At 69.6% G+C, this 15,709-nt stretch carries 16 protein-coding genes; 13 read left to right on the top strand and 3 right to left on the bottom strand.

The features are described from left to right. From H074_RS17425 to H074_RS17415, 3 genes are read left to right on the top strand one after another with little or no spacing between them, the layout of a single operon-like run. On the top strand, positions 1 to 807 hold the full coding sequence (locus tag H074_RS17425; RefSeq protein ID WP_007031357.1) for an IclR family transcriptional regulator: 807 nt from the start codon (positions 1 to 3) through the stop codon (positions 805 to 807). Beyond that, positions 800 to 1,369: a nucleotidyltransferase family protein gene (locus H074_RS17420; RefSeq protein WP_007031356.1), complete on the top strand. Its 570-nt coding sequence runs from the start codon at positions 800 to 802 to the stop codon at positions 1,367 to 1,369. The genes H074_RS17425 and H074_RS17420 overlap by 8 nt, the downstream gene beginning before the upstream one ends. A 31-nt stretch (positions 1,370 to 1,400) precedes the next feature. Continuing rightward, positions 1,401 to 2,273, top strand: coding sequence for an AAA family ATPase (locus H074_RS17415; RefSeq protein WP_039922813.1), 873 nt, complete (start codon positions 1,401 to 1,403; stop codon positions 2,271 to 2,273). Positions 2,274 to 2,276: 3 nt separating this feature from the next. Here H074_RS17415 and H074_RS17410 read toward each other — a convergent pair whose 3' ends face one another. Next, positions 2,277 to 3,296 carry an aldo/keto reductase gene (locus tag H074_RS17410; RefSeq protein WP_007031354.1) on the bottom strand — a complete coding sequence of 340 codons (1,020 nt, stop codon included), beginning with the start codon at positions 3,294 to 3,296 and terminating at the stop codon, positions 2,277 to 2,279. A 101-nt stretch (positions 3,297 to 3,397) separates the two neighbouring features. On the opposite strand from H074_RS17410, the gene H074_RS17405 reads away from it, so the two are divergent. The 4 genes from H074_RS17405 (at position 3,398) to H074_RS17390 (ending at position 7,632) form a co-directional block, all read left to right on the top strand. Beyond that, on the top strand, positions 3,398 to 3,964 hold the full coding sequence (locus tag H074_RS17405; protein ID WP_007031353.1) for a TetR/AcrR family transcriptional regulator: 567 nt from the start codon (positions 3,398 to 3,400) through the stop codon (positions 3,962 to 3,964). Positions 3,965 to 4,201: 237 nt separating this feature from the next. Further along, complete coding sequence (locus H074_RS17400) at positions 4,202 to 5,419, top strand: FAD-dependent oxidoreductase (RefSeq protein WP_083920438.1); 1,218 nt, start codon at positions 4,202 to 4,204, stop codon at positions 5,417 to 5,419. A 7-nt stretch (positions 5,420 to 5,426) separates the two neighbouring features. After that, positions 5,427 to 6,527, top strand: a complete 1,101-nt coding sequence (locus H074_RS17395; protein ID WP_007031351.1) for a vWA domain-containing protein — start codon at positions 5,427 to 5,429, stop codon at positions 6,525 to 6,527. After that, the gene (locus tag H074_RS17390) at positions 6,520 to 7,632 is read left to right on the top strand and encodes an XdhC family protein (protein WP_007031350.1); all 1,113 of its coding nucleotides are present in this window, start codon (positions 6,520 to 6,522) and stop codon (positions 7,630 to 7,632) included. The genes H074_RS17395 and H074_RS17390 overlap by 8 nt, the downstream gene beginning before the upstream one ends. On the opposite strand, the gene H074_RS17385 is transcribed toward H074_RS17390, so the two are convergent. Beyond that, on the bottom strand, positions 7,610 to 8,089 hold the full coding sequence (locus tag H074_RS17385) for an Lrp/AsnC family transcriptional regulator (protein WP_007031349.1): 480 nt from the start codon (positions 8,087 to 8,089) through the stop codon (positions 7,610 to 7,612). The two genes, H074_RS17390 and H074_RS17385, sit on opposite strands and share 23 nt — an antisense overlap. A 70-nt stretch (positions 8,090 to 8,159) precedes the next feature. Here H074_RS17385 and H074_RS17380 point away from each other — a divergent pair, with 70 nt between their 5' ends. The 6 genes from H074_RS17380 to H074_RS17355 all read left to right on the top strand — a co-directional run bounded on the left by H074_RS17380 (position 8,160) and on the right by H074_RS17355 (position 14,868). Continuing rightward, positions 8,160 to 9,098 (top strand): threonine ammonia-lyase, encoded by a 939-nt coding sequence (locus H074_RS17380; RefSeq protein ID WP_039922811.1) that lies wholly within the window; start codon positions 8,160 to 8,162, stop codon positions 9,096 to 9,098. Positions 9,099 to 9,283: 185 nt separating this feature from the next. After that, positions 9,284 to 9,814 carry a (2Fe-2S)-binding protein gene (locus H074_RS17375; RefSeq protein WP_007031347.1) on the top strand — a complete coding sequence of 177 codons (531 nt, stop codon included), beginning with the start codon at positions 9,284 to 9,286 and terminating at the stop codon, positions 9,812 to 9,814. After that, positions 9,814 to 12,252: a xanthine dehydrogenase family protein molybdopterin-binding subunit gene (locus H074_RS17370; protein ID WP_007031346.1), complete on the top strand. Its 2,439-nt coding sequence runs from the start codon at positions 9,814 to 9,816 to the stop codon at positions 12,250 to 12,252. The genes H074_RS17375 and H074_RS17370 overlap by 1 nt, the downstream gene beginning before the upstream one ends. After that, on the top strand, positions 12,249 to 13,103 hold the full coding sequence (locus H074_RS17365; protein ID WP_007031345.1) for an FAD binding domain-containing protein: 855 nt from the start codon (positions 12,249 to 12,251) through the stop codon (positions 13,101 to 13,103). Before H074_RS17370 ends, H074_RS17365 begins: the two co-directional genes overlap by 4 nt. Before the next feature lie 19 nt (positions 13,104 to 13,122). After that, on the top strand, positions 13,123 to 13,764 hold the full coding sequence (locus H074_RS17360; RefSeq protein WP_007031344.1) for an SRPBCC domain-containing protein: 642 nt from the start codon (positions 13,123 to 13,125) through the stop codon (positions 13,762 to 13,764). 42 nt (positions 13,765 to 13,806) lie between these two features. Continuing rightward, the gene (locus tag H074_RS17355) at positions 13,807 to 14,868 is read left to right on the top strand and encodes an NAD(P)-binding domain-containing protein (RefSeq protein WP_007031343.1); all 1,062 of its coding nucleotides are present in this window, start codon (positions 13,807 to 13,809) and stop codon (positions 14,866 to 14,868) included. Here the strand turns inward: H074_RS17355 and H074_RS17350 are convergent. Next, on the bottom strand, positions 14,837 to 15,703 hold the full coding sequence (locus H074_RS17350; protein ID WP_007031342.1) for an alpha/beta fold hydrolase: 867 nt from the start codon (positions 15,701 to 15,703) through the stop codon (positions 14,837 to 14,839). The genes H074_RS17355 and H074_RS17350 overlap by 32 nt on opposite strands. Positions 15,704 to 15,709 lie beyond the last annotated feature (6 nt).

Here is a 15,709-nt window from a genome sequence, read left to right as displayed (position 1 = left end):
ATGGACGAAGGCGAGGTGACCGAGCGCGGGGCGCATCATGTCCAGTCGCTCGAGCGCGGGCTGGCGGTGATCAAGGCGTTCAACGCGGACGCGGCGGAACTCACGCTGAGCGACGTCGCCCGCTCCACCGGGCTGACCAGGGCGGCCGCCCGCCGGTTCCTGCTCACCCTCGTCGACCTGGGGTACGTGCGCACGGACGGCAAGTACTTCTCGCTCACCGCGCGGGTCCTCGAACTCGGCTACTCGTACCTGTCGAGCCTGTCGCTGCCGGAGGTCGCCCAGCCGCACCTGGAACGGCTCTCCGCCGAGGTGCACGAGTCGAGTTCGGTCTCCGTGCTCGAAGGCATGGACATCGTCTACGTCGCGCGCGTGGCCGTTTCGCGGATCATGACCGTCAGCATCAACGTCGGCACCCGGTTCCCGGCCCACGCGACGTCGATGGGGCACGTCCTGCTGGCCGGTCTCGAAGACGCCGAACTGCGCGACTACCTCGACGGGGCGAAGCTCGACAAGCTCACCGCGCGCACCATGACCCGGCCCGAGGAATTGCTCGCCGAACTGGTGAAGGTCTACGAGCAGGGCTATGCGATGGTCGACCAGGAACTCGAAGAGGGCCTCCGCTCGATCGCCGCGCCGATCCGGGACCGGCGGGGCAAGGTCGTGGCCGCGGTCAACCTCTCCACCCACGCCAGCCGCACGACGCCGGAGTCCGTCGAGCAGGAACTACTGCCGTCGCTGCTCTCGGCGGCGCGGGCCATCGAGACCGATCTGGCCTCGGCGCCGCCGACCAAAGCGCGACATGGCTGAGGTCGCGGGGCTCCTGCTCGCGGCCGGGGCCGGGCGCCGGTTCGGCGGGCCGAAGGCGCTGGCCGTCGTCCACGGCGAGCCATTCGTCGTCCGGGCGCTGCGGGTGCTCACCGACGCGGGCTGCACACCGGTCCGGGTGGTGCTGGGTGCCTCGGCCCCGCAAGTCCGCGCGCTCTTGCCCGACTCCGCGGCCGCTGTCGTGGCCGAAGACTGGGAGTCCGGCATGGGCGCGTCACTGCGCGCGGGCTTGAGCGCGCTCACCGAGACCGATGCCGAGGCCGCCGTCGTGCATCTCGTGGATCTACCCGGCGTCGGCGCCGGAGTGGTCCGCCGGGTCGCCGCCGGAGCCGACGAGAACATCGTCGCGCGTGCCGCCTATGAAGGCATTCCCGGTCATCCCGTCGTACTCGGCCGCCGCTGGTGGCTGGACATCATGGCCGGCGCGTCCGGGGACAAGGGCGCCCGCGACTGGCTCAAAGGACGCCAGGACCTGCGGCTCGTGGAATGCGGTGACCTCGGCACCGGACACGACGTGGACCGCCGCGAGGATCTTCCACGCTGATCTCGGGCTGCCCGAGGCTTACGATCGGCACGTGACCGTCGAATCGCCCGAGAAACTGGCCGAAGCCCTCGAAGCTGTCGGCTATCTCGCCGACGACGGCGTCGCCACGGCCGGATTCCTCGCCGTGGCGCTCGGCCGCCCGCTGTTCTGTGAGGGCGAACCGGGCACCGGCAAGACTTCGCTCGCACTGGGACTGGCGGAAGCGCTCGGCATGCCGCTCATCCGGCTCCAATGTCACGAGGGGATCGACGCGGCGCAGGCGCTGTACGAATGGGACTTCCCCCGCCAGCTGCTGCATTTGCGGGCGCTGGAAGCCGCCGGTGACGGCGGCCTCGACGTCGAGGCCGCCGAACAGTCCCTCTACACCGAGCGTTTCCTGCTCTCCCGGCCGCTGCTGAAGGCGTTGCAGACCGCGCCGTGTGTCCTGCTCGTCGACGAGATCGATCGGGCCGACGACGAGTTCGAAGCCTTCCTGCTGCAACTCCTCGACGAGAACGCGGTGACGATCCCCGAATTCGGCGAGGTGCGGGCCGAACATCCGCCGCTCGTGGTGCTCACCTCCAACCGGACGCGGGAGGTGCACGACGCGCTGAAGCGCCGCTGTCTCTATCACTGGCTGGAACATCCGGACCTCGGCCGCGAGGTCGAGATCCTGCGCCGCAAGATCCCGAACCTGGGCGAGGCGCTCGCGGCGCAGGTGGCGACGGCGGTGCACCGGCTCCGCTCGATGGAGTTGCTGAAGCCGCCCGGGGTGGCGGAATCCCTCGACTGGGCTCAGGCGCTCCTCGCGCTCGGAATGCCCGAACTGGACGCCGCGGCCGCCGCGCGGACGCTCGGCTCGGTGCTCAAGTACAGCGAAGACCTCGACAGGGTGCGGGCCAAGCTGGACAAACTGCTCGCCTGAGGGTCAGCGTCGCCGCAGTGACGCGTCGAGCAGGGCGGGCGGGGTGTCGTGCTTCTCCTCCGGGGCGAGATCGGTGCCCGGGGCGACTATCCCGTCGATCGCGTCGAGGACGTCGGCCGGCAGCACCGTGTCCGCGGCGGCGAGTTGTGACTCGAGGTGCTCCAGCGTGCGGGGCCCGATGATCGCGCTCGTCACCCCCGGATGCGCGACGACGAAGCCGAGCGCGAGCTGGATCAGGCTCAGCCCCGCCTGGTCGGCGACCTTGGCCAGCCGTTCGACGGCTTCCAGCCGGACCCGGTTGGAGGGCCGGGTCAGGTCGAAACGCTGCGGCAGGACCCCCGAACGGTTCGTGCTGATCTCGCGCCCTTCCCGGATCGCGCCGGACAGCCAGCCGGACGCCAGCGGGCTCCACGCCAGCACGCCCATCCCGTATTCCTCGGTCACGGGCAGGACATGCGTTTCGACCCCTCGCTGCAGGATCGAGTAGCTGGGCTGCTCGGTGACGTACCGGCTGAAACGGTGTTCGCGGGCGGCCCACTGGGCCTGCACGATGCGATACGCGGGGAACGTCGACGAACCGAGGTAGCGGATCTTCCCCGCCCGCTGGAGATCGGTCAGCGCGGAAAGGGTTTCTTCGTCGCTGGTCTTCGGATCCCAGCGGTGGATCTGGTAGAGATCGACATGGTCGACCCCGAGGCGGCGCAGGCTGTTGTCCAGTTCGGTGACCAGCCAGCGGCGTGAAGCGCCCTGATGGTTGCGCTCGTCGCCCATCGGCATGCTCGCCTTCGTGGCCAGCACGATGTCCTCACGGCGGCTTGCGATGGCCTTCCCGACCATTTTCTCCGACTCGCCGCCGCTGTACATGTCGGCGGTGTCGATGAGATTGATCCCGCCCGCCAGCGCGGTGTCGACGATCGCGGTGACCTCGTCCTGGGTGGTGCGCCCGATCGCGCCGAAGTTCATCGCGCCGAGCGCGAGGGTGCTGATCTGCACACCGGTCCTGCCCAAGGTGCGGTACTGCATGACGATGTCCTCCATGGCAAGATAAGCAAGCGGAACGTTGCTCCGCTAACGATACGGAGCAGTGTTCCGTTTGGCAACCTCGGCGGTGAAGGAGTGGCGTGATGAGTGACGAGGGCACCAAGGCCAAACGCGCGGACGCCCGGCGCAACGAGAAGACCCTGCTCGACGCGGCCGCCGCCGTCTTCGTCGCTTCGGGCGTCGAGGCGCCGGTCCGTGACATCGCCGCCAAGGCGGGCGTCGGGATGGGCACGATCTACCGGCACTTCCCGACCAGGGCCGACCTCATCATCGCCGTCTACCGGCACCAGGTCGACGCGTGCGCCGAAGCCGGGCCGGAACTGCTGGCGGCAAGCGACTCCCCGTACGAGGCGTTGCGGCGCTGGATCGACCTCTTCGTCGATTTCCTGGTCACCAAACACGGCCTGGCGGCGGTGCTGCAGTCCGACAATGCCGGGTTCGAGACGCTGCACACCTATTTCCTCGACACCCTCCTGCCGGTGTGCGCCCGGTTGCTCGACGCGGCCGCGCAGGCCGGCGAGATCCGCTCCGATCTGCAGGCGCTCGAAGTCATGCGCGGCGTCGGGAACCTTTGTATCGGCGCCGAGAACGACCCCCGCTACAACGCGCGCAAGATGGTCGAGGTCCTCATCGCGGGCTTGCGGGCCTAGGGCGTCGGCCTGCCGTACGTCGATTTCCGCAGCTTCACCTTCACGGCCCAGCCGCTCCACATAGGACGATGTGATGGGGACGTCGAAGGCGCCGCCCATCACCGCGACGGCCGCGCCGACGACGCAGGCGAGCAGCGTGGTGAGTACGGCACCGTAGCGAGGATTCCCGGTAGGACCTAGGTCCTCTTCGAACCCGAATACGTGGCGACGGCCCACCGGGCGCGCTACAACTCGGTTATGGAACGTACACAGTGTTGTGTGGTGGGGGGCGGTCCGGCGGGAATGGTGCTCGGGCTCCTGCTGGCGCGGGCCGGGGTCGAGGTCACCGTTCTCGAAAAACACAAGGACTTCTTCCGCGATTTCCGCGGCGACACGGTGCATCCCCCGACGCTGATGCTGCTCGACGAACTCGGGCTCGGCGAGCGCTTCGCGAAACTGCCGTCGCGACGGCTGGAGAAGATGCGGATGCTGATCGGCGACAGGACGATCGTCGCCGCCGATTTCAGCCGCATTCCCGGACCGCACAAGTACATCGCGATGGTCCCGCAATGGGATTTCCTGAACCTGCTCGCCGAAGCCGCGGCCGGGGAACCCGCGTTCACCCTCAAGATGGGTGCCGAGGTGCTCGGCCTGCGCGAGGGCGGCGGCGTGCGCTATCGCGATCCCGACGGTGCCGAGCGGGAACTGGCCGCGCCGCTCGTGGTCGGTTGCGACGGCCGGGATTCGCTGATCCGCGCGGAAGCGGGACTCGTGCCGAAGGAATACGACGTGCCGATGGACGTCTGGTGGGTCCGGGTGCCCAAACTCGAGGACACCGGCAAGGAGGCCCAGGTGTTCGGCCGGTTCGAGGGCGGGCTCGCCGGGGTGACCATGGACCGCGGCGACTATTTCCAGACCTCGTACCTGATCAGGAAGGGACAGGACGCCGCGCAGCGGGCCGAAGGGATCGAGAGGTTCCGGGAACGGATCGGCGGCCTGTTCGGCTGGAACGACGAGCAGCTGAGCGAGATCCGCGGCTGGGACGACGTCAAATTGCTGAAGGTCAGGATGTCCAAGCTCCCGCACTGGTACTCCGGCCGGGTGCTCTGCATCGGCGACGCCGCGCACGCCATGTCGCCGGTCGGCGGCATGGGCGTCAACATCGCGGTGCAGGACGCCGTGGCGGCCGCGCGGATCCTCGCCGCCCCGCTGCTGCGCGGGACACTGACCGCGCGGGATCTCGCCCGCGTGCAGCGCCGGCGGGCCGTGGCCGTCACGCTCGCCCAGAAGCAGCAACTGGAGGAGCACAAGATGCTCATCGAACCCGCCCTCGACGGGACGCTCAACGAGCGGACCGTGCCGCTGCCACTCCGGATCTCGGACCGGTTTCCGCAGCTCACCGCCCTCGCGGCCGTCATGGGCGGCAGTGGTCCCCTGCGCGAGAAGACCCCGGTCTTCGCCCGCCGAGGCTCATAATGGAGGAGTGAGCGACCCACTGGCGGGCTTCGTCGGCTTCGCGGAGGCATTGCGCGAAGCCGGTTTGCCGTGCGACGCGCACCGAGTGCGGGCGTATCTCGAGGCTGTCGGCGAGGTCGATCTGGCCGATCCGGAGCAGCTGTACTGGGCCGGACGGCTGACGCTGTGCGCCGACCCCGACGACCTCCCGCGTTACGACGCCGCGTTCGACGGATGGTTCACCGAAAAGGAAGCCGGACCACGGCGGCGAGACCGGAAGGCGGCCCCGAAACGCGCCAGGATCGCCACGCTCGCGCAGGCGGGCCAGGGCGAGTCCGGCGCGGAACCCGACGAGCTCCGGGTGGCGGCGAGCGAGGAAGAGATCCTGCGGCATCGCGACCTCGCCGAACTGAGCGTCGCCGAACGTGCTCACCTGCGGGAACTGCTCGCGAAACTGCGCCCGGCGCTGCCCTTGCGGTCGTCGCCGCGTCGTCGCACGGCCCGGCGGGGCACTCTCGATCCGTCGCGCACGCTCCGGGCGATGCTGGCCGGAGGCGGCGAGCCGGTGCGCCTGGCGTATCGGCGGAGAGGGACCAAGCCACGCCGTCTCGTCTTCCTGATCGACGTCTCCGGCTCGATGGGGCCGTATGCCGACGCCCTGCTGAGGTTCGCGCACGTCGTGGCCCGGCGCGCTCCCGGCCGGGTCGAGGTGTTCACGCTGGGCACCCGGCTCACCAGGGTCTCCCGCCAGCTCCGGCTGCGCGATCCCGAGCACGCGATGCTCGCCGCGGCCGCGGCCGTCCCCGATTTCGCGGGCGGGACCAGGCTCGGCGAGACCTTGCGGGCGTTCCTCGACCGGTGGGGGCAACGCGGCGTGGCCAGGCGATCCGTGGTCACCGTGTTCTCCGACGGCTGGGAACGGGGCGATCCCGGCCTGCTCGGCGAGCAGCTCGCCAGGCTGCGGCGGCTCGCGCACGTCGTATTCTGGGTGAATCCGCACGCGGGGCGGGCGGGTTACGCTCCTGTGCAGTCCGGCATCGTGGCCGCGCTCCCGTACCTCGATCGGCTGCTCGCCGGGCACAGTGTGGCCACATTGGAACGACTGCTGGTGGAGATCGCCGATGCGTGACGTACTGGACGAACTGCACCGCCGCTGGGCGGCAGGCGAGACGGTGGGGGTCGGCACCGTGGTGGCGACGTTCTCGTCGGCGCCGCGGAGCCCCGGCGCGGCGATGCTCGTCGCGCCGGACGGCACGGTCACCGGCAGCGTCTCCGGCGGTTGCGTCGAGGGCGCCGTCTACGAACTCGCGCAGCAGGTGGTCGCCGACCGCGCACCCGTGCTGCAACGTTACGGCGTGTCGGACGACGACGCGTTCGCCGTCGGGCTGACCTGCGGCGGGATCATCGACATCTACGTCCAGCACGTCGACAGCGACTCGATGCCGGAGTTCGGCGACGTCGTCGAATCGGTCCACAGTGGACACCCGGTCGCCGTGGTCACGGTGATCGAACACGAACGGGAAGGCCTGGTCGGCGAGCATCTGATCGTCTGGCCGGACCGGGTCGCCGGTTCGCTCGGTTCTTCGCGGATGGACGACGCCGTCGTCGACGACGCGCGCGGCATGCTCGCCGGCGGCCGCACCGGCACCCTGCACTACGGACCGGACGGACAGCGCCGCGGCGAAGGGATGACGGTCTTCGTCAACTCCTTCGAACCGCCGGCGCGCCTGCTGGTCTTCGGCGCGATCGACTTCGCGGCCGCGATGGCGAAAATGGGCGCGTACCTCGGCTACCAGGTCACGGTCTGCGACGCGAGGCCCGTGTTCGCGACGAAGAGCCGTTTCCCCGACGCGCACGAGGTCGTCGTCGATTGGCCGCATCGCTATCTCAAGGCCGAAGCCGACGCGGGCCGGATCGACGGCCGGACCGCGATCGCCGTGCTCACCCACGATCCGAAGTTCGACGTGCCGTTGCTGGAGGTCGCGTTGCGCCTCGACGTCGGCTACGTCGGCGCGATGGGCTCGCGCAAGACCCACGACGACCGGTTCGCGCGGCTGCGCGAGGCCGGGGTCACCGAGGCGGAACTCGAACGGCTTTCGTCGCCGATCGGCCTCGATCTCGGCGCACGGACACCCGAGGAGACCGCCGTGTCGATCGCGGCGGAGATCATCGCGCTGCGGTGGAGTGGCTCGGGATCGCGGCTCGCCGAACTCACCGGCCGGATCCACGGCTGACGCCGGGCACCGGGACCGCCTGGCTCGACTTGACCACGTCGAAGGCGGGCAGGGTTTCGAACCGTTTGACGTGCTCGTCGAACAGTTTCCTGGACAGGTACCGGCTCGCCTTGAGATCCGGGGTGAGCAGCACGACGACGTAGTCCCACTGCCCGACGATGCTGTAGCAGTGCTGGACGCGGGGCTCGGCCAGCATGCGCTCGCGGAAAGCCGCGTGGCGCTTCTCGTCGTCGTCGGTCAGCGCGACCAGGATGACCGACGTCATCCCCGCGCCGAGCGTCTCCGGATCGAGCACGGCGACTTGGGCGCGGATCACGCCCGCGGCGCGCAGCCGGGTCAGCCGCCGCTGGACCGCGCTGGGTGAGAGGCCGACGGCGTCGCCCAGATCGTGCAGAGGACGGGCGGCGTCGGCCTGGACGAGGTCGAGCAGCAGACGGTCGATCTCGTCTAGTGGCACGCAAGATTTTTGCACGGAGGTGGGAAAATTTACAATCGGCATGATCGGCTCCCGGCCTAGCTTGGGCGTCATGACCGACATCGACCTGCAGCTGGACCACGTCGCCGAGGCGGCGAAGGTGATCGATCCCGTTTTCCTGGACTCCCCGCAATACAGCGACGAACAGCTGAACGAACGGCTCGGACGACGCGTGCTGGTGAAGATCGAGACGCTGAATCCGTTGCGCAGCTTCAAAGGCCGCGGCGCGGACTACTTCGCCGCCGGACTGGAGCCGGGGACCACGATGGTGTGCGGGACCAGCGGCAACTTCGGGCAGGCCGTCGCCTTCGCCGCCCGGAAGCACGGTTTGCGGGCCGAGGTGTTCGTCCCCGCCGACATCTCCCCGGTCAAACTGCGGCGGATGAAGACGCTGGGCGCGCGAGTGCGCCGGGTCGAGGGCGAGGCGAAGGTCGCCGCGGCCGCCTTCGCCGCCGAAGCCCCGGACCGCGTCTTCGTGGTCGACGGCCGTGAGCCCGCGATCTCCGAAGGGGCGGGCACGATCGGCCTGGAACTGGCGCGGGAGGACGGGATCGACACGGTCGTGCTCCCGGTCGGCGACGGCGCGCTGATCGCCGGGGTCGCGCTGTGGCTCAAGGCGCACTCGCCGGACGTCCGGATCGTCGGTGTCGGGACCACGTCGGCGCCCGCCATGGCGAAGAGCTGGCTGGCGGGCGAGCCGATCACCGTCGACCGGGCCAACTCGTTCGCCGGCGGCATCTCGATCCGCTCGCCGGAACCCGAATCCATCCGGCGGATGCGGTCGCTGGTCGACGACTTCGTCCTGGTCGAGGACGACGATCTGCGCGCGGCCATGCGACTGGGCGCGGAGACCCTCGGTGTACTCCCGGAACCCGCGGGGGCTGCCGGCCTGGCCGCACTGACCGTGCACGACATCCCGGGCGACCGGGTCGCCACCGTGATCACCGGCGCGAACGCGACTTGGCCTCGTGAGTGGCTAGGACGGTTCTAACCGTCCTAACCAGTCACGAGTCGGTAAGACCCCCCGGCGGGGGTTGATCTGGAGGGGGCCAGCGTAGCACTCTCGGCTGTGAGTCCGATCACGGTCGCTCCGGGGTCGGTCCGTGACAACCGAATGACCGGCCGTTCCCGAACGACCCCGGACCAGCGCGGGGTTTCTCTTGCTTTGGAGGCCTGATGCGCATCACCGTCACCGTCGACGGCACACCCTGCACAGACGACGTCGAGCCCCGCACCCTCCTCGTGCACCATCTGCGCGAACGGGTCGGGAAGGTGGGTACCGTGGTCGGTTGCGACACCAGCAACTGCGGTTCCTGCACCGTCCACCTCGACGGGCGCAGCGTGAAATCCTGTTCGGTACTCGCGGTCCAGGCCGACGGCTGCGAGGTCACCACGATCGAGGGACTCGCCCGCGACGGCGAACTGCATCCGGTGCAGAAGGCCTTCCACGAGAATCACGCGCTCCAGTGCGGTTTCTGCACTCCCGGCATGATCATGCAGTCGATCGACCTGCTCGCCGACAATCCCGATCCGGACGAGAAAGCCGTTCGTGAAGGGCTCGAAGGCAACCTGTGCCGTTGCACGGGCTACCAGAACATCGTCCGCGCGGTGCGCGACGCCGCCCACGAGATGCGGCCCGGCGCCGGTCCCGAGGCCGAGCGGCTCGCCTCGGACACCGCTTCCCGTGTCGGCGCGGGTGGTGAGTGATGACCTCCACGATCGAACCGGAGGTCGGGAAGGCCCGTCGCCGCAAGGAGGACGAGCGCCTCATCACCGGCCGGACCCGCTGGACCGACAACCTGACCCTGCCCGGCATGCTGCACCTGGCGGTGCTCCGCAGCCCGTTCGCGCACGCCAAGATCGTCTCGATCGACGTCACCGAAGCGAAATCCGCGCCGGGTGTGGTCGCGGTCTTCACCGGGAAGGACCTCGACCCCGAGGGTGCCATCGGCATGCCGTGCGCGTGGCCGATCACTCCGGACATGAAATCGCCGAGGCGGCCCGTCCTCGCTTCGGACACGGTGAACTTCGCCGGTGAGGGCGTCGCGGTGGTCGTCGCCCGGACGTCGGCCGAAGCGCATGACGCGCTCGAAACGATCGACGTCGACTACGACGAACTGCCGGTCGTCCTCGGGCTCGAGAACGCGCTCGCCGAGGGCGCGCCGCTGGTGCACGAAGATCTCGGCACCAACCAAAATGCTGTCTGGGTCTTCGATTCCGCCGACGCGGGAACGGGTTCCAGCGTCGAAGACGCGATCTCGAACTCCGAGGTCGTGCTCAAGCGGCGGTTCCGTCAGCAGCGGCTGGTGCCGGCGTTCATGGAACCGCGGGCGTGCGTCGTCGACCCGACCGGCAATCAGCTGGTCATGTGGTCGGCGACCCAGGTCCCGCACATCCTCAAGACGATGACCGCGGCCACGCTCGGCCTGCCCGAGCACAAGGTGCGGGTGATCGCGCCCGACGTCGGCGGTGGGTTCGGCGGCAAGATCGCCGTGCTGCCCGAAGAGATGATGTCGACGCTCATCGCGCAGCGGCTGGGCAAACCGGTCAAGTGGACCGAGTCCCGTTCGGAGACGATGGTCGCCGCGCACCACGGCCGCGACCAGATCCAGGACATCACCATCACCGCGAACCGCGACGGCACGGTGACCGGCCTCAAGGTCGAACTGCTCGCCGACATGGGCGCGTACCTCGGCCTCGTCGGCCCCGGCGTGCCGATCCTCGGCGCGTTCATGTTCAACGCGATCTACAAGTTCCCGGCGTACCACTTCGCCTGCACCAACGTGTTCACCAACACCACGCTCACCGACGCGTATCGCGGCGCCGGGCGGCCGGAGGCCACGTTCGGGATCGAGCGGATGATGGACGAACTCGCCGTCGAACTGGGCATGGACCCGATGGAGATCCGCGAGAAGAACTGGATCAAGCACGAGGAGTTCCCGTTCACCACGGTGGCCGGGCTGACTTACGACTCGGGAAACTACGAGGCCGCCACCGCCAAGGCCAAGGAACTCTTCGACTACGACGGTCTCCGCCGCGAACAGAAGGAACGGCGGGAATCGGGCGACCCGGTCCAGCTGGGCATCGGCATCTCGACGTTCACCGAGATGTGCGGTCTCGCGCCGTCGCGGGTGCTCGGCTCGCTGGATTACGCGGCGGGCGGCTGGGAGCACGCGGAGATCAGGGTGCTGCCCACCGGCAAGATCGAGGTCATCACCGGCGCCTCCGCGCACGGCCAGGGACACGAGACGGCGTGGAGCCAGATCGTCGCCGACAAACTCGGCGTCCCGTTCGAGGACATCGAGGTCATCCACGGCGACACCCAGTCCTCGCACAAGGGCATGGACACCTACGGCTCCCGGTCACTGGTGGTCGGCGGGATCGCGGTGGTCAAGGCGGCGGACAAGGTCCTCGCCAAGGCCAAGCCGATCGCGGCGCATCTGATGGAATGCGCCGAGGACGACCTCGAATTCTCGGCGGGCAAGTTCTCGGTCAAGGGCACGGATTCCTCGACGTCCATCCAGGACATCGCGTGGGCCGTGTTCTCGGCGCACAACCTGCCGGACGGGGTCGAACCCTCACTGGATTCATCGGACACGTTCGATCCGGAGAACTTCTCGTTCCCGCACGGCACGCATCTGTGCGCGGCCGAGGTCGACACCGAGACCGGACGCGTGCGGTTGCGCTCCTATGTGTGCGTCGACGACGTCGGCGTCGCCGTCAACCCGCTGATCGTCGAAGGCCAGGTGCACGGCGGGCTCGCGCAGGGCATCGCGCAGGCGCTGTTCGAAGAGGCCGTCCACGACGAAGGCGGGACGCTGACCACCGGGACGTTCGCCGACTACCTGCTGCCGTCGGCGGCGGATCTGCCCAGCTTCACCACCGACCGCACCGAGACACCGTCGACGACGAACCCGTTGGGCGCCAAGGGAGTCGGGGAGGCGGGCACGATCGCCTCGACCCCGGCGGTGGTCAACGCCGTGGTCGACGCCGTCCGGCACTTCGGGGTGAACGACATCGAAATGCCGTTGACCCCGATGCGGGTCTGGCACGCCATCCAGCACGGAACGGCCGCCGCGGGCGGACTGGGCTCCGAAGCCGGTGGCGGTCTCGGTTCGATCGACGCCACCGGAGGTGCCCAGTGATCCCGGCCCCGTTCGACTACGTCGCTCCGTCCACAGTGGACGAAGCAGTGACCGTCCTCGCTGAAGTCGGTGAGGACGCCAAGGTGCTGGCGGGCGGGCAAAGCCTGCTGCCGGTGCTGCGGATGCGGCTCGCCACGCCGGCCACGCTGGTCTACCTCGGGAAGGTCGCCGAGCTGCGCGGTGTCCGCGAGGACGGTGACGCGCTGGTGATCGGCTCGATGACCACGCATTACGACGTCCAGCGGGACGCGCTGGTCGCCGAGCACGCCGCGTTGCTCAAAGCCGCCACCGACACGGTGGCCGATCCGCAGATCCGTCATCGCGGCACGTTCGGCGGCGCCCTCGCGCACGCCGATCCCGCCGGTGACCTGCCGGCCCCCGTGCTCGCGCTCGGCTGCGAACTCGTCGTCGCCGGACCGGGCGGGCGGCGGACGGTCGCCGCGGCGGACTTCTTCCAGGACATGTTCACCACCGCGCTCGCCGCGGACGAACTCCTGGTCGAGGTCCGGGTGCCGAAGCACACCGGCTGGCGTGCCCATTACGAGAAGTTCAACCGGGTCGCGCAGGCGTGGTCGATGGTCGCGGTCGCGGCCTGCGTCCGCACCGAGGCGGGCATCATCGAGGAGGCGCGGGTCGCACTGACCAACATGGGCTCGACCCCGGTGCGGGCGGCCGGGGTCGAGGAGGCGCTGGTCGGTTGCGCGGCCACCGCCGAGGCGATCCGCGGCGCGGCCGAACGCGCGGCCGAGGGCACGAACCCGACCGCGGACGACAACTCCGACGTCGAATACCGGCAGCATCTCGCGCGGGTGCTGACCGGGCGCGCGGTCCTCGCGGCCGCGGGTTCCTAGACAGAAGGGAGGTCGGCCCGTGCGGCTCGACCACGAATTCACCGTTCCCGCCCCGGTCGGCGAGGTCTGGAAGGCCGTCGTCGACCCGGAGCGGGTGGCGCCGTGCATGCCCGGCGCCACCGTCACCGAGGTCGACGGGGACGCCTTCAAAGGCACGGTGAAGGTCAAGCTCGGGCCGATCTCCCTGCTCTACAAGGGAACCGGCCACTTCGTCGAGAAGGACGCCGACGCAAGGAAGGTGGTGATCAAGGCCGCGGGCAAGGACGCCCGGGGAGCGGGCACGGCGTCGGCGACGGTGACGCTCACCCTGACCGAGAAGGACGGTGTCACCCATGGCGCCGTCGCCACGGACCTGGCGGTCACCGGTAAGCCGGCGCAGTTCGGGCGCGGGATGATCTCCGAGGTCGGTGGCAAGATCCTCGACTCGTTCGCGGACTGTCTGTCCGGCAAGCTCGCCACCACGCCCGAGCCGGAACCTGAGAAACCGAAGGAACACCCGCCGTTGAAAGCGGTGAAGCCGGTGACGGAGGGCCAAGCCATCGACCTGATGGAGTACGCGGGCGAATCCGTGGTCAAACGGGTGGCGCCGGTGCTGGTGGCCCTCGCCGGGGTGCTCCTGATCGTCGCGATCGTGCGGGCTGTGACGCAGCGCGCACAGTGACAGAGAAGGAAATAGCCAGGGCCCGCCACCGTTGAATCCGGTATGAAGGCGGATCACGAAGTCGACGTGGCGGTGATCGGGGCGGGCCAGGCCGGTCTGTCGGCGGCGTATCACCTGCGCCGCGCGGGATTCGCCAACGAGGCGGGTTTCGTCGTGCTCGACCACGGCAAACGGGCCGGCGGCGCGTGGCAGTACCGCTGGCCTTCGCTGAGCGTGGAGAAGGTCCACGGCATCTACGACCTCCCCGGGATGGCCTTCGGCACGCCGGACCCGAAACTGCCCGCCGCCGATGTCGTCTCCGAGTACTTCGGCCGCTTCGAACGCACCTACGATCTCCCGGTCCATCGCCCCGTCGACGTCTTGTCGGTGAGCGACGAGGACGACAGGCTGATCGTCGCGAGCGCGGCGGAGACGTGGGCCGCCCGCGCGGTGATCAGCGCGACCGGCACCTGGGACCGGCCGTTCTGGCCGCACTACCCAGGGCAGGAGACCTTCCGCGGCCGCCAGCTGCACACCGCCGACTACACCGGCGTCGAGGACTTCCGGGGGAAACGTGTCGTCGTGGTCGGCGGAGGCTCGTCGGCCGTACAGCTGCTGCTGGAGATCGCGCCCTTCGCGCGCTCGACGCGCTGGGTGACCCGGCGCCCGCCGGTCTGGCGCGACGAGCCGTTCAGCGAGGACTGGGGCCGTGAGGCCGTCGCGAAGGTCGACCGCCGCGTCCGCGAAGGCCTGCCGCCGGAAAGCGTCGTCAGCGTGACCGACCTGGCGGTGACACCCGAGGTGCGCGCGGGGCTGGACGCGGGCGTCCTCGACCGCCGGCCGATGTTCCAGCGGATCACACCGGACGGCGTGGAGTGGGCGGACGGCACCTTCGAGCCCGCCGACGTCATCCTGTGGGCCACCGGGTTCCGTGCCGCGATCGACCACCTCGCGCCGCTGAGGCTGCGCGCGTCGGGACATGGCGGTATCCGGATGGACGGCACCCGCGTCGTCGCCGAACCGCGGCTGCACCTGGTCGGCTACGGCCCGTCCGCCAGCACCGTCGGCGCGAACCGGGCGGGCCGCGCGGCCGTCACCGAGATCCGGCGCCTGCTCGGACGCTGAGTTCGTCGAGGAGCCCGGCCAGTTCGGCGGGCCGCCGGAAGAACCCGGCGTGACTGCTCGCGAGCTCGCGGACGTCGAACGGGTTGTCCGGGGTGAGCGCGTCGCCCTCGGCGATGTAGAGGTCCTGCACGGCGGGCGGCATCGAACGGTCCTCGGTCAGTCTGATGAACGTTCGCGGGATCCGGCCCCAGGAATCCTTGTCGGCGCGGTGATCCCACTCCGGCCCGGTCAGCCAGAACACCTCGTCCGGCTGGCTCGTGACGACGACCTGGAGGAACTCCTCCTCGGTGAGTTCTCCGGAGATGGCCTTCCGCAGCGCGTCGCGCTGGGCGCGGTCTGCGCCACGCCAGTTGACCCGGACGAAACCCTGACGCGACGGGTCGCCGACGAGGAGCGGTGCCGTCGCGGTGAAGAGATCGGACGACGACCACGCGGGCAGTGCCGGGTACTCGCCGGGCGCGCGGTCCACCGGGCACTGCGCGGCGATGTAGACGATCCGGTCGATCAATTCGGGGATCGCGTTGGCGGCGGCGGTGACCGGGAGCCCGCCGAAACTGTGCGCGACCAGGACGACCGGGCCGTGGTGGCGCACCCGCTGTACCGCGTCGACCACTTGCCGGGTGAAGTCGTCCGCGGTCAGGTCGCTCATCACCGACGGCTCGGCGGCGAAGGTTTCGAGGTCCTGTTCGTGGTAGGCCCTGGTGAAACCCGCGCCCCGGCCGGGGAGGTCGAGCGCGAGCGTCCGATGCCCGCGTGATGCCATCTCCCGCTGGGTGGCAGACCAGGCGTGTGCCGAACTTCCCGAACCGTGCACGAAGACGAAAGTGGGAATCATGCGTTG

The sequence above is a fragment of the Amycolatopsis decaplanina DSM 44594 genome (assembly GCF_000342005.1).
Lineage (GTDB): Bacteria > Actinomycetota > Actinomycetes > Mycobacteriales > Pseudonocardiaceae > Amycolatopsis > Amycolatopsis decaplanina.
The sequence above is the reverse complement of the archived record's forward strand: the minus strand, read 5'-3'. Positions and strand labels throughout refer to the sequence as shown.

Excerpts from the sequence above, each read along its gene's own strand:
- H074_RS17410 (WP_007031354.1), bottom strand. The coding sequence starts at position 3,296 with ATGCAGTACCGCACCTTGGGCAGGACCGGTGTGCAGATCAGCACCCTC.
- H074_RS17375 (WP_007031347.1), top strand. The coding sequence starts at position 9,284 with ATGCGCATCACCGTCACCGTCGACGGCACACCCTGCACAGACGACGTC.
- H074_RS17405 (WP_007031353.1), top strand. The coding sequence starts at position 3,398 with ATGAGTGACGAGGGCACCAAGGCCAAACGCGCGGACGCCCGGCGCAAC.
- H074_RS17390 (WP_007031350.1), top strand. The coding sequence starts at position 6,520 with ATGCGTGACGTACTGGACGAACTGCACCGCCGCTGGGCGGCAGGCGAG.
- H074_RS17380 (WP_039922811.1), top strand. The coding sequence starts at position 8,160 with ATGACCGACATCGACCTGCAGCTGGACCACGTCGCCGAGGCGGCGAAG.
- H074_RS17370 (WP_007031346.1), top strand. The coding sequence starts at position 9,814 with ATGACCTCCACGATCGAACCGGAGGTCGGGAAGGCCCGTCGCCGCAAG.
- H074_RS17355 (WP_007031343.1), top strand. The coding sequence starts at position 13,807 with ATGAAGGCGGATCACGAAGTCGACGTGGCGGTGATCGGGGCGGGCCAG.
- H074_RS17350 (WP_007031342.1), bottom strand. The coding sequence starts at position 15,703 with ATGATTCCCACTTTCGTCTTCGTGCACGGTTCGGGAAGTTCGGCACAC.
- H074_RS17400 (WP_083920438.1), top strand. The coding sequence starts at position 4,202 with ATGGAACGTACACAGTGTTGTGTGGTGGGGGGCGGTCCGGCGGGAATG.
- H074_RS17425 (WP_007031357.1), top strand. The coding sequence starts at position 1 with ATGGACGAAGGCGAGGTGACCGAGCGCGGGGCGCATCATGTCCAGTCG.
- H074_RS17420 (WP_007031356.1), top strand. The coding sequence starts at position 800 with ATGGCTGAGGTCGCGGGGCTCCTGCTCGCGGCCGGGGCCGGGCGCCGG.